Below are 24,638 nucleotides of genomic sequence, written 5' to 3' on the forward strand. Positions count from 1 at the left end.
GTCGCAATCCACACCGAACCCGGAGGCCCTCCCTCATTCCAACATCATCCGACTACGTGTCGCGTGGGACGTCCACAACCTCCCAGGGCAGTACAACTAGCCCACCGACGAAGCCTCAGTCACTCAGTTAGTCACTCACCGCTGTGTGAGACGTCCCCAAGATCAAGAAGAAGATCCACGGCTAGAAGCAAAAGAGCCCGCTAACCAGGTGTTTTACCTGAATCAGCGGGCTCTTTCGGCCGTCGGGACGACAGGATTTGAACCTGCGACCCCTTGACCCCCAGTCAAGTGCGCTACCAAACTGCGCCACGTCCCGGCCGCACCCCCCGTTGTGGGGTGCGCGCATAGCTTAGCGCACCCACGACAGCCCCCCGACCACCACCCCCCACCTGCCTACCCCAAGCCATCTACCTGCGCAAACGGCAGGAGCCCGCACGAAGCGGGCTCCTGATCCCTCCGGCTCGCCTGCTCCCCCTGGAATCGACGACCTCGTCGGTCACTATGCGCTGGCCCGGTTTGGTTCGGTACCGCCTAAAGTCGAGTCTTCTTTGTCAACTTTCGACCAACTCGCCGGTAACGTGGCGTCCACGGTGAAGCCGCCGTCCGACCTCACCCCCGTCGTCAGGTCACCCCCGGCTTGGGCGACCCGCTCCCGCAGCCCGTGCAGCCCGTGACCACCCTCTTCCGACGGACGCGGCGGATGTGGCAGATGCGACGGACGCGGCGGTACGGTGGGCCGGTCGTTGGTCACCGTCACCCGCAGCCGATCATCCTCTTGCGACAGTCGCACGTGGACCGGAGCACCCGGGGCGTGCTTCGTCACGTTGGTCAGCGCTTCCTGGATCACGCGGTACGCGGCGCGGGAGGTCGGGGCTGGTGGGTGCGCATCGGTCACGTCGTTCTCGTAGCGCACCGCCAGCCCTGCCGAACGGGCTCGGGCGATCAGGGCCGGGATGCCCTCGAAACCCGGCGCGGGTTCGGTGTTCAACAAGCCCAACGCGGCGCGCATCTCGGCCAGCGCCTCCTTCGCCAGCGCACGCACGCGCAGCGCGGCATCACGGGTCGGGCCGTCGGACGTGGTGGCCGCCAGGGCCGCCGACTCGACCGCGATGAGCGTGGCGTGGTGGCCCACGGCGTCGTGGATCTCGCGCGCTATCCGGGCGCGTTCCGCCGCACGCGCGCCGTCCTCGCGGGCCTCCAGCTCGGCCGTCCGCGCCCTCGACGCCTCGGCCAGGCTCTCCGTCAGCTCCCGCCTCGTCGTGATCAGCGCACCCAACGCCGTGGGCGCGCCCGCGACGAACAGGCTGAACGCGAACGTCAGCAGCACGGCCCCGAGCGGCAGGGGTTGGGTTGCCACCACGAGCCCCGACGGCAGCACGGTGGCCAGCGCCACGAAACCGATCATCACCCGCGTGGACGACTTGCGACCGACCCGGTAGAGGGCGACGACGGTGGGCGCGAGACCGAGGCCGCCCACCAGGCCCGGCAGGCTGACCAGCGCCGCGACCCACGGCCGCCACCGGCGCAGCGGCAGCAGCGCGCACGCGGCCAGCGCCGTCGGCAGCGACCACGCGTACGGGATGTGGTCGGCGAGCAGGACCACCGCGCCGGTGACCACCACCACCAGCAGCTCCCGCAGGATCACCACGTGCCCACCTGGTGGGCGACGAGGGCGGCCTGGACGCGGTTGTCCACGCCCAGCTTGGTCAGCACCGTCGACACGTAGCTCTTGACCGTCGCCTCGCTGAGGCCGAGGGACGCGGCGATGGCGCTGTTCGGCTGGCCGTTCGCCAGCAGCTCGAGCACCTGCCGCTCGCGCGCGCTCAGCTGGTCGAGCCGCGGGCTGGGGCGCAGCCGGGTGGCGCGCATCTTCGGCAGCAGCCGGGCGGTGATGCGCGGGTCCAGGACGGCTCCGCCGGCGGCCAGGTCGAGCACGGCGCGCACCAGGGCGTCCGGCTCGGCGTCCTTGAGCAGGAACCCCTGCGCGCCCAGCTCCAACGCCGTGGCCACGTACTCGTCCAGGTCGAACGTGGTCAGCACGGCCAGCGCCGGCGGGTCCGGCCAGGCCAGCACGGCGCGCAGCGCGGACAGCCCGTCCATGCCCGGCATCTGCACGTCGACCAGCGCCACGTCGGGCCGGAACCGGCGGACGGCCTGCAGCAGCCCGGCGCCGTCCGCGGCTTCGGCGACGACCCGGACCCGGCCGTCGGCTTCGAGCAGCACCTTCAGCCCTCGACGGAGCAGCGCTTCGTCGTCGGCGAGGACCAGTCGCACCGGCACTTCGCCAGGCAACCGCATCCGGCGGGCCGGGGCAACCTGCCCCGACGAACTCGGGTCACTTCTTGGGGCGCTTCTCCCGCACCCGCACCGAGATGCGCACCGGGCTGCCCTGGAAGCCGAACTCCTCGCGCAGCTTGCGCTCGATGAACCGCCGGTAGCCCGCCTCCAGGAAACCGGTCGTGAACAGCACGAACGTCGGCGGCCGGGTGCCCGCCTGGGTGGCGAACAGCACCTTGGGCTGCTTGCCGCCGCGCACCGGCGGCGGGGTGGCGGCGATGAGGTCGGTCAGCCACGAGTTCAGCTGCCCGGTCGGCACGCGCGTGTCCCAGGAGTGCAGCGCCGTGCGCAGGGCGGGCGCGAGCTTGCGCACCGCGCGCCCCGTCAACGCGGAGATGTTCACCTTCTCCGCCCACGGCACCCGGACGAGCCCGCGTTCCAGCTCGCGCACCATCGCGTTGCGCCGGTCCTCGTCCACGAGGTCCCACTTGTTGAACGCCAGCACGCACGCGCGCCCACTGTCCACGACCATGCTGAGCACCCGCAGGTCCTGCTCGCTGATCGGCTCGGACGCGTCGAGCAGCACGATGGCCACCTCGGCGGACTCGATCGCGGCCTTGGTGCGCAGCGAGGCGTAGTACTCCGCGCCGGAGGCGAAGTTGACGCGCTTGCGCAGGCCCGCGGTGTCCACGAACCGCCACAGCTCGTCGTCCAGCTCGACCAGCGAGTCGACCGGGTCGACGGTGGTGCCGGCGACGTCGTGCACGACGGACCGGTTCTCCCCGGTCAGGCGGTTGAGCAGGGACGACTTGCCGACGTTGGGCCGGCCGACCAGGGCGACGCGGCGCGGGCCGCCGCGGACGGCCTCGTAGGTCTCGCGGGGGGTCTCCGGGAGGGCCTTGAGGATCGCGTCGAGCATGTCGCCGGAGCCTCGGCCGTGCAGGCCGGACACCGGGATCGGCTCGCCGAGCCCGAGGGACCACAGGGACGCGACCTCGGCGACGAGCCTCTCGTCGTCGACCTTGTTCGCCACCAGCAGCACGGGCCGCTTGGACCGGCGCAGCAGCTTGACCGCGGCCTCGTCGGTGGTGGTCGCGCCGACCGTCGCGTCGACCACGAACAGGATCGCGTCGGCGGTGGCGATGGCCAGCTCGGCCTGCGCGGCGACCGAGGCCATCATGCCGGTGGCGTCGGGTTCCCAGCCGCCGGTGTCGACCACGGTGAACTTGCGGCCGTTCCACAGGGCGTCGTAGGCGACCCGGTCGCGCGTCACGCCCGGCACGTCCTGCACGACCGCTTCACGGCGGCCGATGATGCGGTTGACCAACGTCGACTTGCCGACGTTCGGCCGGCCGACCACGGCCAGCACGGGCATCGGGGGCGCGCCCGCCTCCTCGCCCTCGACCGCCTCGTCGAACGCGGTCCACTCGGACTCGTCCGCCCAGGTGCCGTCCAAGTCCGTCACTGCGCTTCTCCTCGCTGGCTGTCGAGCTCGGCCACCAGCGTGGCCAAGCGGTCGCGGACCTGCTCGGTGGCCTTGACGAGCGCCTGGCGACCGCGGTCGCCGGGCAGCTCGAACGGCTCACCCACGAGCACGTCCACCACGGGTCGGAACCTCCGCCGGGTCCCGGGCGGGCGCAGGGTGCCGCGGCACGCGACGGGCACGACGACCGCGCCGGTCGAGCGGGCGAGCCACGCGGCGCCCGCCTGCGCCTCGGCCACGTCGCCCGTGCCGCGGGTGCCCTCGGGGAACACCCCGACCACGCCGCCGGCCCGCAGCACCTTCTGCGCGGCCAGCAGCGGCGCCCGGTCCGGCTCGCCGCGCCGCACGGCCAGTTGGCCGATCTTGCGCAGCAGCGTGCCGACCACGCCCTTGAACATCTCCTGCTTGATCAGGAACACCACGCGCCGGGGCAGGACGCCGAACAGGATCGGCCCGTCCGCCATCGAGCTGTGGTTGGCCACCACGACGACCGGGCCGTCGAGCGGGACGCGGGTGACACCGCGCGCCCGGACCCGGAACGCCGAGCGGACGGGTCCGCGCGCGATCCACCGGCCGACCTCGTGCAGCCAGGGCGCCGCCCCCTCGGGGAGCTGGTCGGTCACCCGCTCACCCGTCCGCTCGGCTGGGCCAGGAGCCCGCGGGCGTCCACCAGTTCCAGCAACGCGGCCAGCGTGCCCGGGAGGTCCAGCGACGTCGTGTCGAGCACGACCGCGTCCGGCGCGGCCCGCAGCGGCGACACCGCGCGGGTCGAGTCGTAGGCGTCGCGCCGCTGCACGTCCGCGAGCGTGGCGTCCAGGGTGGACTCGCGGCCGGACGCGCTGTCCTGCTTGGCGCGGCGCAGCGCGCGGGCCTCGGCGTCGGCGGTCAGGTAGACCTTGAGCGGCGCGTCGGGCACGACGGCGGTGCCGATGTCGCGGCCCTCCACGACGATCCCGCCGGTCCCCTCCAGCGCCTCGGCGATGATCCGGCGCTGCTCGGCGACGAGCCGGGCGCGCACCGCGGGCACCGCCGACACCGGCGACACGGCGAGGGTGACCTCGGGGCCGCGGATCTCGGCGCCGACGTCGTCGCCGTCGAGGGAGGTCGTGGAGCGGTCCGGGTCCGTGCCCTGGACGACGAGCGCGGCGGCCGCGACCTCGGCCACGCGGGCCTCGTCGGTGGGGTCGACGCCGGCCCGCAGCACGGCCAGCGTCACGGCCCGGTACATCGCGCCGGTGTCCAGGTAGCGCGCGCCGAGGCCGGCCGCGAGCCTGCGCGCCGCGGAGGACTTGCCGGTGCCGGAGGGCCCGTCGAGGGCCACCACGCCACGCAGCTCACCGTGTTGCACGGGGTTTTCCTCCTCAAACGCGACGACGTTCGTCAACCTCCAATTGTGCCCGGTGCGACGCGTCACACCCGCATCAGCCCCGCGCGGGCGTCAGCCGAGGTCGGCCAGCAGCAGCCCGCTGCGCGGCTTGGGCGTGAAGTAGGTGCTCTTGCGGGGCATCCGGCCGCCCGCCGCGTGCACCGCCAGGACGTCCCCCAGCGGCACGGGTGCGATCAGCAGGAGGGCGTCGAGCGGGACGCCCGGGGGCACGTCGCCGGTCACCGGGGGCACGTCGCCGGTCACCGGGCGCACGTGCGGGCTCTCCGGGTCCAGCCCGAGGGCCCGGTGCAGCAGCACCTCCTCGACGCACGCGTGGTCCACGCCGGTCGACGGCAGCTCGACCCGCACCGCGGCCGACCCGGACACCGCGACCACCGCGCCGGGCGACGGCCGGGTCCCGGCGTCGACCGGCGCCACCGGCAGGCCGAGGGCCCGCCACGCCGCCGCCATGTCCGCCAGGGACAGGCCGGTGCCGGCGACGGCGCGGTGGATCGGCCCGATCCTCAGGTCGGGGCCGGCCGTGACCAGCGCCAGCAGGCCGGGCAGCCCGGCGGAGGCGGCGACGCGGTGGTTGCCGTCGGCGACCATCAGCAGGTGCTCGCCGGCGGCCTCCAGCAGGGCGTCCTGCCGCTCGCCGGGACCGACGAGCCACAGCCAGTGCCGCCGCCCGCCGGGGTCGACCAGGGACACGGCGGGTTCCTCGGAGACCTCGGCGACCAGCCGGGTCAGCCGCACCTCGCGGGCCACCGGCACCAGCATCGCGGCGCTGGTGACGCAGCCGAGACCGGTCAGCACGCGGGCGCGTTCGGCGACCACCTCGGGGTACACGTCCTCGGTGTGGCCGACCGCCGCCGGGTCCGCCATGCACAGCAGGCCGTACGCGGTGCCGTCGGGCCCGTCGACCCGGTAGGGCGCGACGACGTCGTGGACCTCGCGGTAGGCGGTGCGGCGCAGCCGGGCGAGGTCGGCGACGGCGTGCGGCAGCGCGTCGAGCAGGCTCGACCCGGCGGCGAGGGCGGCCGGGGTGCGGTGGGGGTGCTGCACCGCGAGCAGGGTGCCGGGGCGGGCGCGGGCGAGCGCGGCGACGACCCGCTCCGGCTCGGCGAACTCGTCGACGTCCGGACCGGGCACACCGTCACGAACCACCCATCCGTGCCGGATCGCCCGAACGCGTGTTTTCATTCGATTAGAATCACACGTCGTGAACGTCGAGGTGACGCCGCTTCCGGGGATCGGCACCCGTCAGGACTTCATGATCCGCGCGGGCCGCCGCATCGGGGTGATAACGCACCGTGACGGCAAGTTCGAGCTGATCGTCAGCAACCGGGACGACCCCGACGACTGCGCCGCCTCGATAGCGCTGACGCCGGCCGAGGCGAGCACGCTGGCCGGGCTGCTGGGCTCGCCGCAGCTCGTGGCGCACCTGCAGGAGCAGCACCGCGAGGTCGCGGGCATCTCCACCAAGCAGTTCCCCGTCGTGCCCGGCTCCCGGTTCGACGGCAGCCCGCTGGCCGAGACCGAGCTGCGCACCCGCACGGGCGCGTCCATCGTGGCCGTCGTGCGGCGGGGCTCGGTGCACCCGTCGCCGCGCCCGGACTTCGTCTTCGAGGGCGGCGACCTGGTCGTCGTGGTCGGCACGGTGGACGGCCTGAGCGCCGCGGCCGAGCTGCTGGGCGGTGGCTGAACACCTTGCACAGCACCGCAATCGCACTGGTCCAACTGGGCGCGGTCTTCTTCGGGCTGGGCCTGCTCGGCAAGATGGCGTGGCGGGTCGGCATCTCCCCGATCCCGCTCTACCTGATCGGCGGCGTGGCCTTCGGGCAGGGCGGCCTGGTGCCGCTGCACGGCATCGAGGACTTCACGCACCTGTCCAGCGAGATCGGCGTCATCCTCCTGCTGCTCCTGCTGGGCCTGGAGTACTCGGCCGCGGAGCTGATGACCGGGCTGAAGCGGTCGTGGACGGCCGGCCTGGTGGACATCGCGCTCAACGCCACCCCGGGCGTGATCGCGGCGCTGATCCTGGGCTGGGGCCCGGTCGGCGCGCTGGCGATGGGCGGCGTCACCTACATCTCGTCGTCCGGGATCATCGCCAAAGTGCTCGGCGACCTGGGCCGGCTGGGCAACCGGGAGACGCCGGTGGTGCTGTCGGTGCTGGTGTTCGAGGACCTGGCGATGGCGGTCTACCTGCCGATCCTGACCGCCGTGCTGGCGGGCGTGAGCTTCCTCGGCGGGCTGAGCGCGGTGGGCATCTCGCTGGCCGCGATCACGGTCGTGCTGGTGATCGCGCTGAAGTTCGGCCGGTACGTGTCCGCGGTGGTGGACAGCCCGGACCCCGAGGTGTTCCTGCTGAAGGTGCTGGGCGCGGCGCTGCTGGTCGCGGGCGTGGCGTCGCAGCTGCAGGTGTCGGCGGCGGTGGGCGCGTTCCTGCTGGGCATCGCGATCTCCGGGTCGACGGCGGAGAACGCGACCCGGATGCTGGAGCCGCTGCGCGACCTGTTCGCGGCGATGTTCTTCGTGGTGTTCGGCCTGAACACCGACCCGAGGTCGATCCCGCCGGTGCTGGGGCTCGCGGTGGCGCTGGCCGTGGTGACCACGCTGACGAAGGTGGCCACCGGGTGGTGGGCCGCGCGGCGGCAGGGCATCGGGCGGATGGGCCGGGTGCGGGCGGGCGCGGCGCTGGTGGCGCGCGGCGAGTTCTCGATCGTGATCGCGTCGCTGACGGTGGCGTCCGGCGCGGTGGACGGTCGGTTGGCGGCGCTGGCGACGGCGTACGTGCTGCTGATGGCGGTGATGGGGCCCGTGGCGGCGCGCGTGGTGGAGCCGCTGGCCAAGAAGTTCACCCGAAAGAGTGGTGCGGCTCCCACGGCCGCGTGACCCGGTATCTCCACCCGGTTCAGTGACTCCACTACGGCATGTGACCGGGATCACGTCCGCGCCCAACCCGTCCGGTTGATTGAACGCGGGCGTGATCCGGGGTTACACCTGACTGCCGTCCAACCCCGAAGGGGGTCGTCATGTCACAACCAACGGACGCCGGGACAACGGGTCGCTACCTCGTCCTCATCGACGACAGGTCCGTCACGGCCGGCGCGCGGGAGATGAACCGGGTCGCCGGGATCAGCGCCGCGAGCACCGCGGACAGCGCCACGGGCGCGGACCTCGCCGCCGCCGACGGCGTCATCTTCCAGGAACTGGGCGTGGCCGTGGTCAACGCGACGCCGGACCAGGTCACCAGGCTGACCCGGGCCGCCGAGGCGCCCGGCCCGATCGCCGTGGTCGAGGCCGAGCGGGTCGTGCGCGCCTACACCGCGCCGCCCGAGGCGGGCACCGACGCCGCCGTGGACGAGTCCGTGTTCACCTGGGGCCTGCAGGCCGTGGGCGCGAACCTCTGCTCGGCCACCGGCAAGGGCGTCCGGGTCGCCGTGCTCGACACCGGTTTCACCGTCGCCCACCCGGACTTCGCGGGCCGCTCGGTGATCACGCAGTCGTTCGTCGACGGCGAGTCGGTGGACGACGCGCACGGCCACGGCACGCACTGCATCGGCTCGTCCACCGGGCCGCGCCGGGCCGCGAGCGGCGGGCCGGGGTACGGCGTGGCCCACGAGGCCGAGGTCTACGCGGGCAAGGTGCTGTCCAACCGCGGCAGCGGCACCGACTCCGGCATCCTCGCGGGCATCGAGTGGGCCATCGCCAACAACTGCGCCGTCGTCTCCATGTCGCTGGGCGCGACCGTGCGCCCCGGCACGCAGTACTCGCAGGTCTTCGAGCAGGCGGCCACCCGCGCGATGGCCAAGGGCACGTTGATCGTCGCCGCGGCGGGCAACGACAGCACCCGGCCGGGCCTGGTCGCGCCGGTCGGCCACCCCGCCAACTGCCCGTCCATCCTCTCCGTGGGCGCGGTCGACGTGAACCGCGCCGTCGCGTACTTCTCCTGCGGGACCGTCGACACGATCGGCCAGGTCGACCTCGTCGGGCCGGGCGTGGACGTCTACTCCAGCTGGAACCGCGAGGACGGCGGGCTGGGCATGCACAAGCGCATCCAGGGCACCAGCATGGCCACCCCGCACGTGGCGGGCGTCGCGGCGCTCATCGCCGAGAAGCACGGCGCCCGCGGGTGGGAGCTGTGGGCCCGGCTCGTGCAGAGCGCGCGTCGGTTGGAACTGCCCTCGACCGACGTGGGCGCGGGACTGGTCCAAGCTCCCTGAGGCCGCTGCGGAGGCGCCCGTGGACAAGGTCGTGGTCTCGGTGGCCGACGACCGCCTGGCCGACCTGCCCACCGTCGTGGCGGCGCTGCGCGACGCCGGGATGGTGGTGGACGCCGTGCTCGCGGCGCTGGGCGTGGTGACCGGGTCGGTCGCCCCCGGTGCGGGCGACCGGCTCGGCGCCGTGCCCGGCGTCGCGCACGTCGAGGTGGAGCGCACGCTGCGGCCGCCTCCCGAGCCGGGCGGCTGAACCCGGCCGGCGCCACGCCGTCCCCATTTCCGGAATTCCTCAAGACGGAGAAGAACGCTTGTGCGGGGCCGGTCGCACCCGTGGGCCCCGGACGGGCGGGACGCCCAGGCCGTCCCGGTCACGATCCGTTCGGGACCGGTGCCGAGACGGGCCGCGAACCGGACACCCTACGCTGTGCGGGGCAATCGACCCATCATCGAACACGTGTTCTATGATCGCGCCGGGTCGAGCCGGATGCGCAGAGAGGACGACGAGAGAACGTGCAGGCGGACACGCTCGTGGAGCAGGAAGAGACGGTGGACGCCGAGGCGCCCGCCGCACCCGTGCAGCAGGAGGTCGCACCCGTGGCAGAGCGAGCGGAACCGGTCGCGGAGCCCGAGGCCAAGCCCGCCGAGGCCGAGGCCAAGCCCGCGAAGCGGCCCAAGTCGACGGCCAAGAAGACCCGCACGGTCGAGCTGACGCTGACCGTCACGGGCACGGCCGACGGCGAGTGGCAGGCCGACCTGGTGCACGGCACCAAGCGGGTCGTGCAGGGCCTCCCGATCTCGGCCGCGGCGGTGTCGCGGGCGGCCAAGGAGCTGCACGACGACATCGCGGGCGGCATCGACGAGGTCATCGAGGCGGCGCGCGCCCAGCACCGCACGCGGATGGAAGAGCTGGAGGCGGAGCTGGCGAAGGTCAAGGCCGCGCTGGCCGAGCTGACCGACTGACGTCGACCGGCCGGGTGCCGCCGACCGGCGAGGTCGACGGCACCCTCCCGCTCAGCGCGACGGGTCCAGCACCAGCTTGCCGGTGGTGCGCCTGGACCTCAGGTCCTCGTGCGCCCGGCGCACCTCGGACAGCCCGTACTCCCCGCCCGGCACGGCCCGCAGCCCGCCCGCCAGCACCAGGTCGAACAGCTCGGCCATCGCCCGGTGCACCACCCGGCCCGGCAGCGCGAACGCGTGCGGCAGCCACATGCCCGCGACCGCCGTCGAGCGGACCAGCAGCTTGCCCGGCGGGATCGGCGACGGCTGCTCGCGGCTGGCCATGCCGTAGAACGCGAGCCGGCCGAACGGCGCGAGCGCCGCGATGCTCTGGTCGGTCACCGCGCCGCCGGTCATGTCGAGCACGACGTCGACCCGCCGACCGCCGTTGGCCTCGCGCAGCGCCGCGGTCATGTCCGGCGCGGTCGAGTCGACGGCGACGTCCGCGCCCAGGTCCAGCGCCAACCGGCGCTTCTCCTCGCTGCTGGCCGTGGCGATGACCCGGCCCGCGCCCCACCTCTTCGCCAGCTGCACGGCCAGCGTGCCGACACCGCCCGCGGCGGCGTGCACGACCACGCTCTCCCCCGGCTCCAGGTGCGCGCTCTTGCGCAGCAGCAGCCACGCCGTCGCGCCCTGCACGACCATGCTCAGCGCGGTGAGGTCGTCGACGCCGTCCGGCACGTCGAACGCGGTCGCCTCCGGCACGACGGCCTTCTGCGCGTACCCGCCGGAGTTCGTCAGGGCGACCACGCGCCGGTCCCCCGCCGTGCCGACGACCTCGCCGCCGGGCACGAGCGGCAGCTCCATCTTGGACAGGTACGAGTTCTCGGCCTGGTGCGTGTCGGCGTAGTTCAGGCCGGCGCGGCTGACGTCGACGAGCAGCTCGCCGGGCCCCGCGACGGGGTCGGGCAGCTCGACCTCGGTCAGCACCTCGGGTCCGCCGAACTCGGTGATCTGGATGGCGCGCACGGGGGTTCAGCTCTCCTTGGCGGCGATGGGGTCGTGGTCCAGCCGCACGCGTTCACCGGTCGCGGTGCGCGGGCCTGGCGGGTTGGGGAAGGTGAACGGCGCGCTGGGTCGCCCGGCCTGCACGAACCAGCATTCACCGGGCTTGCCGTCGCGCAACACGGCGACGAACGCGTCCACCACGTCGTCCACGCTCATCACCGGCATCCCCACCTGCTCCAGGGTGGACTTGACGTCGGCGATGATGTCGGTGTCGGCGAACGACGGGCACACGGCGTTCACGGTGACGCCGTCGGCGGCGGCCACCGGGCCCAGCCCGCGGACGAGGCCGACGACGGCGGCCTTGTTCGCGCCGTAGAGGGGGTCCATGGGCATGGCCATCAGGCCCGCCATGCTGGCGGTGGCGACGATGCGGCCGCCGCGCTTGCGCAGCTCGGGCAGCGCCGCGTGGACGCCGTAGACGACGCCGTCCAGGTTGATGCCCATGACGGCGCGGTAGCGCTCGGGGTCGAAGTCGTCGCCCAGCCCGAAGCCGGTGGCGATGCCCGCGTTGAGCACGGCGACGTCGAGCCCGCCGAACCGCCGCACGGCCGTCGCGACCGCCTCCTCGCTGTGCCGGGGGTCGCGCACGTCGCAGTGGGCGAACACGCCGCCCACCTCGTCGGCCACCGCGGCGCCCCGCTCGTCGTCGACGTCGGCGACGACCACGGACGCGCCGCCGGCGGCGAGGCGGCGGGCCACCCCCGCGCCGATGCCGTTCGCGGCCCCGGTGACCAGTGCGACCTTGCCCGAGAACTCCACCGCGCCTCCTCTGGCTGACATTCCGACCAGTCGGTATGGTTCCCCCGACGCGCTCTGGCGTCAAGGCGACCTCGCCGGTAGGTTACTAAGCGGTTGCTTAGGCCCGCAGATCAAGGAGGACTGACCGTGGCCCAGACGGACGCACGGGTGGCCATCGTCACCGGTGCCGCACGCGGCATCGGCGCCGCCGTAGCCACGCGGCTCGCCCAGGACGGCCTCGCCGTCGCGCTGTTCGACCTCACCGAGGACGCCTGCGCCGAGGCCGTGGCGGGCATCAGGGCGGCCGGTGGCACCGCGATCGCGGTGGGCGTCGACGTCAGCGACAGCGCCGCGGTCGAGGCGGCCGTGCGGCGGGTCGCCGACGAGCTGGGCCCGCCGACCGTCCTGGTCAACAACGCGGGCATCCTGCGCGACAACCTGCTGTTCAAGATGACCGACGACGACTGGGACGCGGTCATCAACGTCCACCTGCGCGGGTCGTTCCTGATGAGCCGGGAGGTGCAGAAGTTCCAGACGGCCGCGAAGTGGGGCCGGATCGTCAACCTGTCGAGCACCTCCGCGCTGGGCAACCGGGGGCAGGCGAACTACTCGGCGGCCAAGGCGGGCCTGCAGGGCTTCACCAAGACGCTCGCGATCGAGCTGGGCAAGTTCGGCGTGACGGTGAACGCCATCGCGCCGGGGTTCATCGCGACCGACATGACCGCGGCGACGGCCGCCCGGGTCGGCGTCGACTTCGAGGACTTCAAGAAGGGTGCGGCCGCCACCATCCCGGTGGGTCGCGTCGGGACGCCCGAGGACATCGCGCACACCGCGTCCTTCCTGGTGAGCGAGGGTGCCGGGTTCGTGTCCGGCCAGGTCGTCTACGTCGCCGGCGGACCGAAGGACTGACGATGCGGGTATTCGCGAACCTCGACGAGCTGGCCGCGGCCAAGGGCGAGCACCTCGGCCGCGGTGAGTGGCACGAGGTCACCCAGGCCGAGATCAACCTGTTCGCCGACGCCACGGGCGACCACCAGTGGATCCACGTGGACCTGGAGAAGGCCGCCGCCGGGCCGTTCGGCGCGCCGGTCGCGCACGGTTACCTGACGCTGTCGTTGATTCCCCTGCTCGTGCGGGACATCTACACCGTCGAGGGTCTGTCCATGGGCGTGAACTACGGGCTGAACAAGGTGCGCTTCCCCAGCCCGGTGGTCGTCGGGTCGCGGGTGCGGGCGAGCGCCGAGCTGGCCGAGGTCACCGACGTGGCGCAGGGCAAGCAGGCGGTGGTGCGGGTGACCGTCGAGATCGACGGCAACCCCAAGCCCGCGTGCGTGGCCGAGACCGTGGTCCTGCTGGTCCCGGCGGGCTGACCGCTCTCCCCGAAAGAGCCGGCCCGGAAGATCGGACCCCGGACGCGACGGGCACGGACGCGGCGGGCACGGCGCCTTCCCCCCGACAGGCGCCGTGCCCGTCGTCCTTCCCACGTCAGGCGTCGGCCTCGCGGGCGACCCGGTCCAGCCGCGCGCGGTAGGCGGTCCAGTCCACCTCGCCCAGGTTGTCGTTGTCCGGGCGCAGTCCCGCCGCGCCGTCGACCAGTTCCCGCACGATGTCGGCGTGGCCCGCGTGGCGGTTCGTCTCGGCGATCACGTGCACCAGCACGAGGTGCAGGGTGACCCGCGCGCGGTCCGCCGACCACCACGGCACGACGCCCGGCGCGTCGAGGTCCAGCTCCTCGATCGTCGCGTCCGAGTGCGCCCACACCCGGCGGTACAGGGCGATCACGTCCTCGCGCGACTCCTCGGCCGTGGCCCACATGTCCGCGTTCGGCTCGGCGTCGTCCGCCGCCCACGGCAGCGGCTCCGGGAACGGGCGGCCGAACGTGTCGCCGAAGTAGCCGACCTCCACCCCCGCCAGGTGCTTGACCAGGCCCAGCAGGTTCGTGCCGGTCGGCGTCAACGGGCGGCGGGCGTCGTAGGGCGACAGGCCCTCCAGCTTCCACAGCACCGCCTCGCGGGCCGTGCGCAGGTAGCGGTGCAGGTCGGGCTTCACGGGGCCTCCCCGGTCGCGGGACGCAGGGACGACAGCAGCAGGTCGGCGAAGTGGCGGCCCACCTGCTTCGCCGACAACGGCCCGTCGGCGCTGTACCACTGGCCGAGGTGGTGGACCGAGCCGAAGAAGTAGTGCACGACCAGGTCCGCGGGCACGTCGGCGCGGAACACGCCGGCCGCCTGGCCCTCCTCGACCAGCGACCGGAAGCGCTCGTGGTAGCGCCGCCGCTCCGCCCGCACCTCCCGCCGCTTGTCCTCGGCGAGGTGGTCGGCGGACCGGAAGTACACCCGCGCCTGGTCGAAGTTGTCGACCGAGGTGACCACGACGTCGACCGCCGCCGCGTGCAGCCGCTCGGCGATCGGCGCCGACCCGGACGCGAAGTGGTCCAGCCGCTCGGTCTGCATGCGCAGCAGGCTGCCATAGATCTCGTGCAGCAGGTCGTCCTTGGACCCGAAGTAGTGGTACATGGCGCCCTTGGTGACGCCCGCCAGGTCCACGATGTCCTGCACCGCGACCCGGTCGAAGCCCTTGGCGGCGAACAACCGCGTCGCGGCGTCGATCAGCCGTTCCGGTACCGATGCCATGGGCCAAGCATCGCACGCCCGTTCACCGGAACACGGCGATCGGGTCCGCCGTGGCGGCACGCGACGCGCACCCGCGGGTCCCACCCCCGGGTCACCGGGGGTGAGCCACCACCCGGGGTCAGCCGCCCAGCGTCACGCCGCCGTCGACCACGAACGTCGCGCCGGTGGTGTAGCCGCCCGCCGCCGAGGCGAGGAACACGACGGCCGCCGCCAGTTCCTCCGGGTCGCCCACCCGCCCCATCGGCAGCCTCGCGATGTGCCCTTCGAGGTAGCCCTCGGGGTACTGGTCGGTCATCTCGGAGGCGAAGTAGCCGGGCGCGACGGCGTTGACCCGGATGCCCTTGCGGCCGGTCCACTGCTGGGCCAGGTCGCGGGTCAGGCCGATGACACCGGCCTTGGACGCCGAGTACGCGGCCTGCGGCAGCCCGCCGGAGACCAGGCCGAGCACGCTGGAGACGTTGACGATCGAGCCGCCGTCGGTCATCACGGCCGCCGCGGCCTGCGCCATCCAGTAGGTGCCGTTGAGGTTGACGTCCATGACGCCGAGGAACTGCTCGGGCGTCTCCCGGGACGCGGGCACCGCCGACGCCACGCCCGCGTTGTTCACCAGCACGCGCACCGGGCCGAACTCGGCCGCCGCCCGGGCCACCTCCCGGCAGTCGTCCGGCTGCGCGACGTCCGCGCGCACGATCAGCGCCCGGCGGCCGGCGTCCTCCACCAGCCGCGCGGTGTCCTTGAGCCGGTCGACCCGCCGTGCCGCGAGCACCACGTCCGCGCCCGCCTCGGCGAGGCCCTTGGCGAACGCCACGCCCAGGCCGGACGACGCGCCGGTGACGATCGCGACCTGCCCGTCCAGCCGGAACCTGTCCAGGATCCCCATTCAGCTCAACCTCTCCAGGATGATCGCCATGCCCTGACCGCCGCCCACGCACATCGTCTCCAGCCCGAACTGGGCGTCGCGCGCGCGCATCCCGTTGATCAGGGTGGTGGTGATGCGGGCGCCGGTGGAGCCGAACGGGTGGCCGAGGGCGATCGCGCCGCCGTGCACGTTCAGCTTGTCCATGTCGATGCCGAGCGCGCGCTGGCTGCCCAGCACCTGCACCGCGAACGCCTCGTTGATCTCGACCAGGTCGATGTCGTCGATGGTCAGGCCGGCGTGCGCGAGGGCCTGCCTGGTGGCGTCGACCGGGCCGAGGCCCATGATCTCCGGCGAGAGGCCGGACACGCCGGTGGACACGATGCGCGCCAACGGGGTCAGGCCCAGTTCCCGCGCGCGGACGTCGCTCATGACGACCAGGGCCGCCGCGCCGTCGTTGAGGGGGCAGCAGTTCCCGGGCGTGACCGTCCCCTGTGGACGGAACGACGGCTTGAGCGCCGCCACGGCGTCGTAGGTGACGTTCGGGCGCGGCCCGTCGTCGGTGGCGACGACCGTGCCGTCCGGGAGCGTGACGGGGGTGATCTCGCGGGCGAAGAACCCGTCCGCGATGGCCTTCTCGGCGAGGTTGTGCGAGCGCACGCCGAACTCGTCCTGGTCGCGGCGGCCGATGCCGAGCAGGGTGGCGACGTTCTCGGCGGTCTGGCCCATCGCGATGTAGTAGTCGGGCAGCTCGCCGTCCTCGCGCGGGTCGTGCCAGGGCTCGTTGGTCTCGGCCGTGCGCTCGGTGCGGGCCCGCGCCCCGTCGAACAGCGGGTTGGCGTGCGGGTCGTCGTGCCGGTAGCGGGAGACGCACTCCACGCCGGCGCTGACGAACGCGTGGCCCTCACCGGCCTTGATCGCGTGGAACGCCATCCGCGTGGTCTGCACCGAGGAGGCGCAGAACCGGTTGACCGTGGTGCCGGGCAGGGTGTCCAGGCCGAGCTGCACGGCGATGCGGCGGGCCGCGTTCTGGCCGTGCTCGTCCTGCGGCTCGGCGCACCCCAGGTGCAGGTCGGTGAGCTCGGTGCGGTCCAGCTCGGGCACCTGGTCCAGCGCGGCGGCGACGACCTGGGCGGCCAGGTCGTCCGGGCGCAGGTCGACCAGCGACCCCTTGCGCGCCCGGCCGATCGGGGAACGCGAGGTGGCGACGATGACAGCCTCGGGCATGGCGGTGTCTCCTGGTCCTAGAGGCCGAGGTCGCGGCCGATGAGTTCCTTCATGATCTCGTTGGAGCCGGCCCAGATCCGGGTCACCCGGGCGTCCATCCAGGCGCGCGCCACGCGGTACTCGGTCATGTAGCCGTAGCCGCCGTGCAGCTGCACGCACGCGTCGATGACGGCGTTCTGCACGTCCGCGCTCCACCACTTGGCCTTGGCCGCGTCCACGGCGGTCAGCTCGTGCCTGGTGTGCGCGTCGGTGCACTGGTCGAGGAACGCCTGCGTCACGTCGATCTTGGTGACCAGCTCGGCGAGGGTGAACTTGTTGTGCTGGAACGAGCCGATGGCCTGGCCGAACGCCTTGCGCTCCTTGGTGTACGCGATGGTCTCCAGCAGGATCTCCTTGGCGTGCGCCAGGTTGGAGATCGCGCCGCCGAGGCGTTCCTGCGGCAGGCGTTCCATCATGTAGACGAAGCCCCGGTCGACCTCGCCGATGACGTTCTCGGCGGGCAGGCGGACGTCCTCGAAGAACAGCTCGGCGGTGTCGGACTCGGGCTGGCCGACCTTGTCGAGCTTGCGCCCGCGCTCGAAGCCCTTCATGCCGGTCTCGACGGCGAACAGGGTGATGCCCTTGGCCTTCTTCTCCGGGCTGGTGCGCGCGGCGACGACGACCAGGTCGGCGGAGAAGCCGTTGGTGATGAAGGTCTTCGAGCCGTTGAGGACCCAGTCGCCGCCGTCGCGGACCGCGGTGCTCCGCAGCGCGGCCAGGTCCGAGCCGCCGGACGGTTCGGTCATGCCGATGGCGGTGGTCAGCTCGCCGGAGCAGAACCGGGGCAGCCAGCGCTGCTTCTGCTCCTCGGTGCACAGGTCGACCAGGTAGGGCGCGACCACGTCGCCGTGGATGCCCAGGCAGGACGACATGCCGGCGCTGACCTTGGCCAGCTCCTCGCCGAGCACGGCGTTGAACCGGTAGTCCCCGGCGCCGCTGCCGCCGTGCTCCTCGGGGACCTCCAGCCCGAGCAGGCCCTGCTTGCCCGCTTCGAGCCACACCTCGCGGTCGATGGCGCGCTGCTCGACGAACCGCTCGTAGTTCGGGCGGAGGGTGCGGTCGCAGAACGCGCGCGCGGTCTCGCGGAACGCTTCGTGGTCGGGTTCGAACAGCGTGCGGCGCACTCTCGCATCCTCCATACTAAGCGGTTGCTTAGGTCTAAGCGTGTGCTTAGCCTGCGGTATCGTTCGGGTTCGTGTCAAGGAGGGCCGGCTGTGACGACGACCAGTGGTGAGTTCGCGCTCCTGGACGAGACGTGGTCGTCGGTGACGCCGCCGGCCGCCCGGCGGATGCTGATCGCCGCCGCCGCCGCGTTCGCCGCCCGCGGGTACCACGCGACGACGACCCGGGACATCGCCGCGCAGGCCGGCATGTCACCGGCCGCGGTCTACATCCACTACCGGTCCAAAGAGGAACTGCTGTTCCACATCTCGCGGGTCGGGCACGCCACCTCGCTGGCGCTGCTGACCGGGGTGTCCGAGGTGGACCCGGTGGCGCGGCTGGCGACGGCGGTGCGGGCGTTCGCGTCGTGGCACGCGGAGTACCACACGACGGCGCGCGTGGTGCAGTACGAGCTGAGCGCGTTGACCCCGGAGCACCTGGCCGAGGTGGTGGAGCTGCGGCGGCGCATCGAGGCGGCCGTGCGGGGGATGGTCGAGACGGGGGTCGCGGCCGGGGCGTTCGACGTGCCGGACGTGCGGGGGGCGACGCTGGCGGTGCTGTCGCTGTGCATCGACGTGGCGCGCTGGTACCAGCCGTCCGGTCGCCGCACGCCGGCCGAGATCGGGGACCTCTACGCCGACCTGGTGCTGCGCATGGTGGGCGCCGCCTGACCACCGGGACCGGGTTGGAGCGCGCGGGCCCCGCGTCCGGGGGTGCCGGGCGCGGGGCTCGCGAGTGGGCGGGCGGGTCAGGTCAGCGGACGGACCTCCGGCCGTAGAACCCGGCGGCCAGGCTCACGCCGATCGCCGCCAGGACCACCTGCACGATGATCTCGATCCAGTCGATGCCGGGCGTGTCCTCCACGCCGAGCGCGCGGGCGATGAACGTGCCGATGAACGCCGCCACGATGCCCACGATGATCGTCAGCCAGATGGGGATCGACTGCTTGCCGGGCGCCACGAGCCTGCCGAGCAGGCCGATGACGAGGCCCACGATCAGAGCGCTGATCACACCGCCGATGCCCACGATGCCTCCTGCGGGTTAGTCGCCTTCGAAGAAGTCCCCGATCTCGTCGAGGGCCTCGCCCATCATCATCCCACCGAACACGCCGGCCGCAGCCCCGGCGACGATCCCGCCCGCGCCGATTCCCCCGCCGTGGTGACCCCCGTGGTGGCCGCCGTGGTGGCCCCCGTGCATCCCGTAACCGCCGGCAGACCGCCTGCCGGCGACCTGGTCCATCCAGTGGTGCAGCAGCCCGGCCCAGTCCGTGCGAATCACCTCATCGTGGGACATGGCGAAGTGCCCGAACGTGTCACCGCCCGCCCGGAACAGCCCGCCCCGCCGGTCCGCCTCCAGCACCACGTACAGGTGGTGCGGGTCGGTGACGAAGGTCAGCTCCAGCTGGCTGATCTTGCCCAGGAACTGGCCCGGCGGCAGGAACTCGATCTCCTGGTAGAACGGGAGCTGCTGCGGCACGCCGTGGATGCGCCCGGACTCGTTGTCCGCGCGCTGGAAGCGGAACCCGAGCGCGCCGAACGCGTTGAGCACGTGCTCCTGCGACCGGATCGGGTGCACGGCCACCGGGTCGAGGTCGCCGGGGTCGATCGCGCCGCGCACCTCCAGCTCGGTGCGCAGGCCCATCGTCATGCCGTGCAGGTGCTGCCCGTGCACGACGGTCAGCGGCGTCTCCAGCGGCACCGGGAACTGGAACGGCAGCGCGAGGTGCTGACCCGGTCCGACGGTGATCCGCTGGCCGACGACGGCGCGGGCGAACTCGACGTTGCGGTTGTGCTCGTTGTCGCCGCTCTCGACCTCGACCCGGGTCACCAGGGAGAGCTTGACGAGGTCGATGTCGGCCGGGTGGTCGCCGCCCGCGATGCGCACCTCGCCGGTGAGCAGCTCGCCCGGGCGGACGTTGGGGTTGGCCAGCACCGTGTCCACCGAGGGACCGCCGACTCCGAACGCGCGCAACATCCTCTTGAAAACCACGGTGGGTGCCTCCTGGCCTGCTGTCGGTCACGCCCTTGTGCTGCGTTGCTCCAAGGACGCCTCGACAAGTGCATCGGTTCCCTCTGGACGAACGCTAAGCCCGGGTGCCAGTATGCGACGGCGGTCACATACTAAGCGGTCGCTCAGGAGGTTCCCGTGCCCACGCTGCTCGTCGCCAACCGGGGTGAGATCGCCGTCCGCGTGCTGCGCGCCGCCGCCGACCTCGGGTGGCGGACCGTCGCCCTGGTCACCGACTCCGACGACGCGCACGGCCGGTTCGCCGACCGCGCGGTCCGGCTGCGCGGCTCGTACCTGGACGTGGACGCCGTCCTGGCCGCCGCCGAGGGCTGCGACCTGGTGCACCCCGGCTACGGCTTCCTGGCCGAGAACGCGGGCTTCGCCCGCCGGTGCGCCGAGGCCGGGCTGACGTTCGTCGGCCCGCCGCCGGAGGTGCTGGAGCTGCTCGGCGACAAGGGCCGGGCCCGCGACCTGGCCACCCGCGTCGGCGTGCCGGTGCTCGCGGGCGCGCGGGACGGGTTCGAGGACTTCTTCCGCGCGCACGGCGCGGTGGTGGTGAAGGCCGTCGCCGGCGGTGGCGGCAAGGGCGTGCGGGTGGTGCGGCGACCGGCCGACCTGGCCGCCGCGGTGCGCCGGTGCCGGGCCGAGGCGCTGGCCGCGTTCGGCGACGACGCCGTGTTCGTGGAGGAGCTGCTGGAACCGGCCCGGCACGTCGAGGTGCAGCTGGTCGGCACGACCGTGCTCGGCGACCGCGACTGCTCGTTGCAGGCGCGGCACCAGAAGCTGGTCGAGGTCGCGCCCGCGCCCGACCTCTCCCCCGGCCTGCGGTCCGCGCTGCACGAGGCGGCGACGACGATCGCGCGGGCCGTCCGCTACACGGGCCTGGGCACGGTGGAGTTCCTGGTCGCGCCGGACGGCCGGTTCGCGTTCCTGGAGGCCAACCCGCGGTTGCAGGTGGAGCACACCGTCACCGAGGAGGTCACCGGGCTGGACCTGGTGCGCGCCCAACTGCTGCTGGCGACCGAGGTCGAGCCGGACCTGGCGCACACCCCGCGCGGCACCGCGCTGCAACTGCGCGTGAGCCTGACGTCCACGGGACGGCTGTCGGCGTTCGTCCCGCCGACCGGACCGGGCGTGCGGGTCGACACGCACGCGTCCACCGGCTACCGGGCCGGCCTGGACTTCGACCCGCTGCTGGCCAAGGTCGTGGTGCACGCGGACGACCTCGACACCGCGCTGCGCCGTGCGCGCCGGGCGCTGGACGAGTTCACCGTGGACGGTGCGCGGACGAACATCGGCTTCCTGCGCGCGCTGCTCGACCACCCGGACGTCCTGAAGGCGCACACCGGGCTGGTCGACTCACTGCCCCGTGAGGACACCGGAGCGCGCGCTCCCGTGCCGGGCACGGTCGTCGCGATCGAGAACGGCGCCGTTGTCGTGGAAGCGATGAAGATGCAGCACGTCGTGCCGGTCGGCGACGCGCGGGTGCTCGTGGAGGTCGGCGACACGGTCGCGGAGGGCGCGCTGCTCGCCGAGGGCGTCGACGTGGCCGTGGAGGAGAAGGCCGTCGAGGTCGACCTGGACGACGTGCGGCCGGACCTGGCGGAGACGGCGGCGCGGCACGACTTCTCCCGGCCCGAGGCGGAGGCCAAGCGGCACGCGGCGGGCCGCCGCACGGTCCGGGAGAACATCGCCGACCTGTGCGAGGACTTCGTGGAGTACGGCGGGCTGGCCATCGCCGCGCAACGCCGCCGCCGGTCGTTGGACGAGCTGGTCGAGCGCACGCCCGCGGACGGGCTGGTCGCGGGCGTCGGCACGGTCGGCGGCGGCCAGGTCGTCGCCATGTCCTACGACTACACGGTCATGGCCGGCACGCAGGGCCTGCGCAACCACGCCAAGAAGGACCGGATGTTCGCGCTGGCCGAGCAGCGGCGGCTGCCCGTCGTGCTGTTCGCCGAGGGTGGTGGGGGCCGGCCCGGCGACACCGACCACGGCGGCGTCAGCGGGCTGGACTGCATGGCGTTCCACCTGTTCGCCAAGCTGTCCGGGCTCGTGCCGCTGGTCGGCATCGCCTCGGGCCGCTGCTTCGCCGGCAACGCGGTGCTGCTCGGCACGTGCGACGTGGTCATCGCCACGCGGGACGCGACCATCGGCATGGGCGGCCCGGCGATGATCGAGGGCGGCGGCCTGGGCGTGTTCCGGCCCGAGGAGGTCGGGCCGGTCGACGTGCAGGTGCCCAACGGCGTGATCGACGTGCTGGTGTCCGACGAGGCCGAGGCCGTCGCGGTGGCCAAGAAGTACCTGTCCTACTTCCAGGGTCCCGTGGACGCGTGGGAGTGCGCCGACCAGCGGCTGCTGCGCCACCTCGTGCCGGAGAACCGGGTCCGCGCCTACGACGTGCGGTCGGTGGTGCGGACCGTCGCCGACACCGGCTCGGTGCTGGAGCTGCGGCCGGAGTTCGGCCGCGGCATCGTCACCGCGCTGGTCCGGGTCGAGGGCAGGCCGCTGGGGCTCGTCGCGAACGACCCGGGCCACCTCGGCGGCGCGATCGACGCCGACGCCGCCGACAAGGCCGCGCGGTTCCTGCGGCTGTGCGACGCGTTCGACCTGCCGGTGGTGTCGCTGTGCGACACGCCGGGGTTCATGGTCGGGCCGGACGCCGAGCGCACCGCCACCGTGCGCCACCTGACCCGGATGCTCGTGGCCGGGGCGAACCTCGACGTGCCGTTCGGGTTCGTGGCGCTGCGCAAGGCGTACGGGCTGGGCGCGCAGGCGATGGCGGCGGGCAGCCTCAAGGTGCCGCTGTTCGCCGTGTCGTGGCCCAGCGGCGAGTTCGGCCCGATGGGGCTGGAGGGAGCGGTCCGGCTCGGGTACCGGCGGGAGCTGGACGCCGTCGACGACCCGGTCCAGCGCAAGGAGGTGTTCGAGGCGATGGTCTCGGCCGCCTACGAGCACGGCAAGGCGCTCAACGTGGCCTCCACGTACGAGATCGACGACGTGATCGACCCGGCCGACACGCGCCGCTGGATCACCACCCTGCTCACCGGTCCCGCGCCCGTCCGGGCCGGCGCCGGCAAGAAGCGTCCCTTCGTGGACACCTGGTGAAAGGGAACAGCATGGTCACGACCGCTCCCCCCGGGCGGCGCACGCTGCGCGGGCTCATGGCGGCCGGGCTCGTCGGCTCGTCGCTCGAGTGGTACGACTTCTTCATCTACGCGACCGCCGCGGCGCTGGTCTTCCCGAAGCTGTTCTTCCCGGGGGCGTCGCCGCTGATCGGGTTGCTGCTGTCGTTCAGCACGTTCTGGGCGGGCTTCGTCGCCCGGCCGGTCGGCGGGCTGGTGTTCGGGCACGTCGGTGACCGGTTCGGCCGCAAGCCCGCGCTGGTGACGTGCCTCGCGGTGATGGCGGCGGCGACGTTCCTGATCGGGTTGCTGCCCACCAGCGCGACGCTCGGCGTGCTGGCGCCCGTGCTGCTGGTGGTGCTGCGGTTCCTGCAGGGCATCGCGGTCGGCGGGCAGTGGGGCGGGGTCGTGCTGCTGCTCACCGAGACCGCGGGACCGGGGCGGCGCGGGTTCGCCGGGACGTTCGGGCAGGCGGGCGTGCCGCTGGGGGTGATCCTGGGCAACGTGGCGTTCCTGCTGGTCGGCGCGCTGGTGCCGGCCGCGTCGTTCGCCTCGTGGGGCTGGCGGCTGCCGTTCCTGGCGAGCGCGCTGCTGTTCCCCGTGGTGCTGTTCATCCAGCTCAAGGTGGAGGACAGCCCGGTGTTCCGGGAGATCAAAGAACGGCGACCGGCCGGACCACCGCCCGCGCCGCTGCGGGAGGTGCTGCGGACACACCGGCGGCCCGTGCTGCTCGGGGCGGGGCTGATGTTCGCCTCGAACGCGGTGTTCTACGTGTCGATCGCGGGCGTGCTCGACTACGCCACCCGCGAGCTGGGGCTGGCGCGCAACTCCGTGCTGGTGGTGACGCTGCTGTCGTCGCTGCTCAGCGTGCCGGTCATCCTGCTGGCCGGGCGGTGGTCGGACCGGCACGGCAGGCGGCCGCTGATCGTGGCGGGCGCGGTGGCGATGACGGTGTGGGCGTTCCCCTACTTCTGGCTGGTCGACACCGCGTCGCTGGGGCTGGTCTTCGTGGCGCTGGCCGTGTCGGGGGTCGCGTCGAGCCTGGTCTACGGGCCGGTGGCGGCGTACCTGGCGGAGCTGTTCGAGCCGCAGGTGCGGTACTCGGGCGCGTCCCTGGCCTACCAGCTGGCCTCGATCCTGGTCAGCGGCGGCACCCCGGTCATCATGACCGCGCTGCTGGCCGCCACCGGCACCTCGGCCTCGGTGTCGGCGTTCCTGCTGGTCATGGGCCTGGTCACGCTGGCTTCCGTGCTGGGCCTGCGCGAAACCCACCGGTCCTGACCACGCGTCGGAGGGGTGCGCTCACCCGAGCGCACCCCTTTTTCGCGCCCTCGATGCGCATGCCCGCGTCCGGTGCGGCGCGACCGCCGGTGCCGAGCCGTCCGCCGGCTACAGCAAAGTGCCGAAGCGTAACGGGAAGTAGTCGGCGTCGAGGCGCAATTCGACGGTGACGTCCGGTTTGGGCCGGTTGGCGCAGCGGGTCCGCCGACGCCCTTGCCACC

Annotated in this window: 25 protein-coding genes and 1 tRNA gene; 10 read left to right on the plus strand and 16 right to left on the minus strand. The window is 73.1% G+C overall.

Features of this window, described 5'->3' with window-relative positions; translation table 11 throughout:
- Positions 1 to 242 precede the first annotated feature (242 nt).
- The 7 genes from ACIGNX_RS31325 to ACIGNX_RS31355 all read right to left on the minus strand — a co-directional run bounded on the left by ACIGNX_RS31325 (position 243) and on the right by ACIGNX_RS31355 (position 6,329).
- Positions 243 to 316 (minus strand) — tRNA-Pro (locus tag ACIGNX_RS31325).
- A gap of 183 nt (positions 317 to 499) precedes the next feature.
- Complete coding sequence (locus ACIGNX_RS31330; RefSeq protein WP_396544559.1) at positions 500 to 1,648, minus strand: sensor histidine kinase; 1,149 nt, start codon at positions 1,646 to 1,648, stop codon at positions 500 to 502.
- Entirely contained in the window at positions 1,642 to 2,298 is a 657-nt protein-coding gene (locus tag ACIGNX_RS31335; RefSeq protein ID WP_396544561.1) for a response regulator, read from the minus strand. Before ACIGNX_RS31335 ends, ACIGNX_RS31330 begins: the two co-directional genes overlap by 7 nt.
- 37 nt (positions 2,299 to 2,335) lie before the next feature.
- Complete coding sequence (gene der, locus ACIGNX_RS31340) at positions 2,336 to 3,742, minus strand: ribosome biogenesis GTPase Der (RefSeq protein WP_396544563.1); 1,407 nt, start codon at positions 3,740 to 3,742, stop codon at positions 2,336 to 2,338.
- Complete coding sequence (locus ACIGNX_RS31345; RefSeq protein WP_396544564.1) at positions 3,739 to 4,383, minus strand: lysophospholipid acyltransferase family protein; 645 nt, start codon at positions 4,381 to 4,383, stop codon at positions 3,739 to 3,741. The genes der and ACIGNX_RS31345 overlap by 4 nt, the downstream gene beginning before the upstream one ends.
- Positions 4,380 to 5,108, minus strand: a complete 729-nt coding sequence (gene cmk / locus ACIGNX_RS31350; RefSeq protein WP_396544566.1) for a (d)CMP kinase — start codon at positions 5,106 to 5,108, stop codon at positions 4,380 to 4,382. Before cmk ends, ACIGNX_RS31345 begins: the two co-directional genes overlap by 4 nt.
- Before the next feature lie 90 nt (positions 5,109 to 5,198).
- On the minus strand, positions 5,199 to 6,329 hold the full coding sequence (locus ACIGNX_RS31355; protein WP_396544568.1) for a DUF1015 family protein: 1,131 nt from the start codon (positions 6,327 to 6,329) through the stop codon (positions 5,199 to 5,201).
- Between the two features lie 19 nt (positions 6,330 to 6,348).
- On the opposite strand from ACIGNX_RS31355, the gene ACIGNX_RS31360 reads away from it, so the two are divergent.
- From ACIGNX_RS31360 to ACIGNX_RS31380, 5 genes are all read left to right on the plus strand, one after another.
- Positions 6,349 to 6,831 (plus strand): cation:proton antiporter regulatory subunit, encoded by a 483-nt coding sequence (locus ACIGNX_RS31360; protein ID WP_396544570.1) that lies wholly within the window; start codon positions 6,349 to 6,351, stop codon positions 6,829 to 6,831.
- Between the two features lie 5 nt (positions 6,832 to 6,836).
- A complete protein-coding gene (locus ACIGNX_RS31365) occupies positions 6,837 to 8,021 on the plus strand; it encodes a cation:proton antiporter (protein WP_396544572.1) in 1,185 nt (394 codons plus the stop codon).
- A 140-nt stretch (positions 8,022 to 8,161) separates the two neighbouring features.
- Positions 8,162 to 9,352, plus strand: coding sequence for a S8 family serine peptidase (locus ACIGNX_RS31370; RefSeq protein ID WP_396544574.1), 1,191 nt, complete (start codon positions 8,162 to 8,164; stop codon positions 9,350 to 9,352).
- Between the two features lie 19 nt (positions 9,353 to 9,371).
- Positions 9,372 to 9,599 carry a hypothetical protein gene (locus tag ACIGNX_RS31375; RefSeq protein ID WP_396544576.1) on the plus strand — a complete coding sequence of 76 codons (228 nt, stop codon included), beginning with the start codon at positions 9,372 to 9,374 and terminating at the stop codon, positions 9,597 to 9,599.
- Positions 9,600 to 9,859: 260 nt separating this feature from the next.
- Complete coding sequence (locus tag ACIGNX_RS31380) at positions 9,860 to 10,309, plus strand: DUF6319 family protein (protein WP_396544578.1); 450 nt, start codon at positions 9,860 to 9,862, stop codon at positions 10,307 to 10,309.
- 51 nt (positions 10,310 to 10,360) lie between these two features.
- Here the strand turns inward: ACIGNX_RS31380 and ACIGNX_RS31385 are convergent, their stop codons facing one another.
- Both ACIGNX_RS31385 and ACIGNX_RS31390 read right to left on the minus strand, forming a co-directional pair.
- Positions 10,361 to 11,314, minus strand: coding sequence for a zinc-binding alcohol dehydrogenase family protein (locus tag ACIGNX_RS31385; protein WP_396544580.1), 954 nt, complete (start codon positions 11,312 to 11,314; stop codon positions 10,361 to 10,363).
- Positions 11,315 to 11,320: 6 nt separating this feature from the next.
- Positions 11,321 to 12,133 (minus strand): SDR family NAD(P)-dependent oxidoreductase, encoded by an 813-nt coding sequence (locus ACIGNX_RS31390; RefSeq protein ID WP_396544582.1) that lies wholly within the window; start codon positions 12,131 to 12,133, stop codon positions 11,321 to 11,323.
- 105 nt (positions 12,134 to 12,238) lie between these two features.
- On the opposite strand from ACIGNX_RS31390, the gene fabG reads away from it, so the two are divergent.
- Both fabG and ACIGNX_RS31400 read left to right on the plus strand, forming a co-directional pair.
- Complete coding sequence (gene fabG, locus ACIGNX_RS31395; RefSeq protein ID WP_396544584.1) at positions 12,239 to 13,000, plus strand: 3-oxoacyl-ACP reductase FabG; 762 nt, start codon at positions 12,239 to 12,241, stop codon at positions 12,998 to 13,000.
- Positions 13,001 to 13,002: 2 nt separating this feature from the next.
- Positions 13,003 to 13,461 (plus strand): MaoC family dehydratase, encoded by a 459-nt coding sequence (locus ACIGNX_RS31400; RefSeq protein WP_396544586.1) that lies wholly within the window; start codon positions 13,003 to 13,005, stop codon positions 13,459 to 13,461.
- Positions 13,462 to 13,576: 115 nt separating this feature from the next.
- On the opposite strand, the gene ACIGNX_RS31405 is transcribed toward ACIGNX_RS31400, so the two are convergent.
- The 5 genes from ACIGNX_RS31405 to ACIGNX_RS31425 all read right to left on the minus strand — a co-directional run bounded on the left by ACIGNX_RS31405 (position 13,577) and on the right by ACIGNX_RS31425 (position 17,970).
- A complete protein-coding gene (locus ACIGNX_RS31405) occupies positions 13,577 to 14,140 on the minus strand; it encodes a DinB family protein (protein ID WP_396544588.1) in 564 nt (187 codons plus the stop codon).
- Positions 14,137 to 14,724, minus strand: a complete 588-nt coding sequence (locus ACIGNX_RS31410; protein WP_396544590.1) for a TetR/AcrR family transcriptional regulator — start codon at positions 14,722 to 14,724, stop codon at positions 14,137 to 14,139. Before ACIGNX_RS31410 ends, ACIGNX_RS31405 begins: the two co-directional genes overlap by 4 nt.
- Positions 14,725 to 14,842: 118 nt before the next feature.
- The gene (locus tag ACIGNX_RS31415; protein ID WP_396544592.1) at positions 14,843 to 15,604 is read right to left on the minus strand and encodes an SDR family NAD(P)-dependent oxidoreductase; all 762 of its coding nucleotides are present in this window, start codon (positions 15,602 to 15,604) and stop codon (positions 14,843 to 14,845) included.
- A complete protein-coding gene (locus tag ACIGNX_RS31420; RefSeq protein WP_396544594.1) occupies positions 15,605 to 16,807 on the minus strand; it encodes an acetyl-CoA C-acetyltransferase in 1,203 nt (400 codons plus the stop codon). It abuts the gene before it with no gap.
- A 17-nt stretch (positions 16,808 to 16,824) separates the two neighbouring features.
- Positions 16,825 to 17,970 (minus strand): acyl-CoA dehydrogenase family protein, encoded by a 1,146-nt coding sequence (locus ACIGNX_RS31425; protein ID WP_396544596.1) that lies wholly within the window; start codon positions 17,968 to 17,970, stop codon positions 16,825 to 16,827.
- A gap of 90 nt (positions 17,971 to 18,060) precedes the next feature.
- On the opposite strand from ACIGNX_RS31425, the gene ACIGNX_RS31430 reads away from it, so the two are divergent.
- Entirely contained in the window at positions 18,061 to 18,678 is a 618-nt protein-coding gene (locus ACIGNX_RS31430; protein WP_396544598.1) for a TetR/AcrR family transcriptional regulator, read from the plus strand.
- Positions 18,679 to 18,760: 82 nt separating this feature from the next.
- Here the strand turns inward: ACIGNX_RS31430 and ACIGNX_RS31435 are convergent, their stop codons facing one another.
- The gene (locus tag ACIGNX_RS31435) at positions 18,761 to 19,033 is read right to left on the minus strand and encodes a GlsB/YeaQ/YmgE family stress response membrane protein (RefSeq protein ID WP_396544600.1); all 273 of its coding nucleotides are present in this window, start codon (positions 19,031 to 19,033) and stop codon (positions 18,761 to 18,763) included.
- A gap of 15 nt (positions 19,034 to 19,048) precedes the next feature.
- Positions 19,049 to 19,996, minus strand: coding sequence for a sporulation protein (locus ACIGNX_RS31440; RefSeq protein WP_396544602.1), 948 nt, complete (start codon positions 19,994 to 19,996; stop codon positions 19,049 to 19,051).
- A 156-nt stretch (positions 19,997 to 20,152) separates the two neighbouring features.
- Between ACIGNX_RS31440 and ACIGNX_RS31445 the strand changes: the two genes are divergently transcribed.
- Together ACIGNX_RS31445 and ACIGNX_RS31450 are read left to right on the plus strand one after the other, a co-directional pair.
- Positions 20,153 to 23,119 carry a carboxyl transferase domain-containing protein gene (locus tag ACIGNX_RS31445; protein WP_396544604.1) on the plus strand — a complete coding sequence of 989 codons (2,967 nt, stop codon included), beginning with the start codon at positions 20,153 to 20,155 and terminating at the stop codon, positions 23,117 to 23,119.
- A complete protein-coding gene (locus tag ACIGNX_RS31450; RefSeq protein WP_396544606.1) occupies positions 23,116 to 24,417 on the plus strand; it encodes an MFS transporter in 1,302 nt (433 codons plus the stop codon). Before ACIGNX_RS31445 ends, ACIGNX_RS31450 begins: the two co-directional genes overlap by 4 nt.
- The last annotated feature ends 221 nt before the right edge of the window (positions 24,418 to 24,638 follow it).

This window comes from Actinosynnema sp. NPDC053489, assembly GCF_044544865.1.
In the GTDB taxonomy this organism is placed as follows: domain Bacteria; phylum Actinomycetota; class Actinomycetes; order Mycobacteriales; family Pseudonocardiaceae; genus Actinosynnema.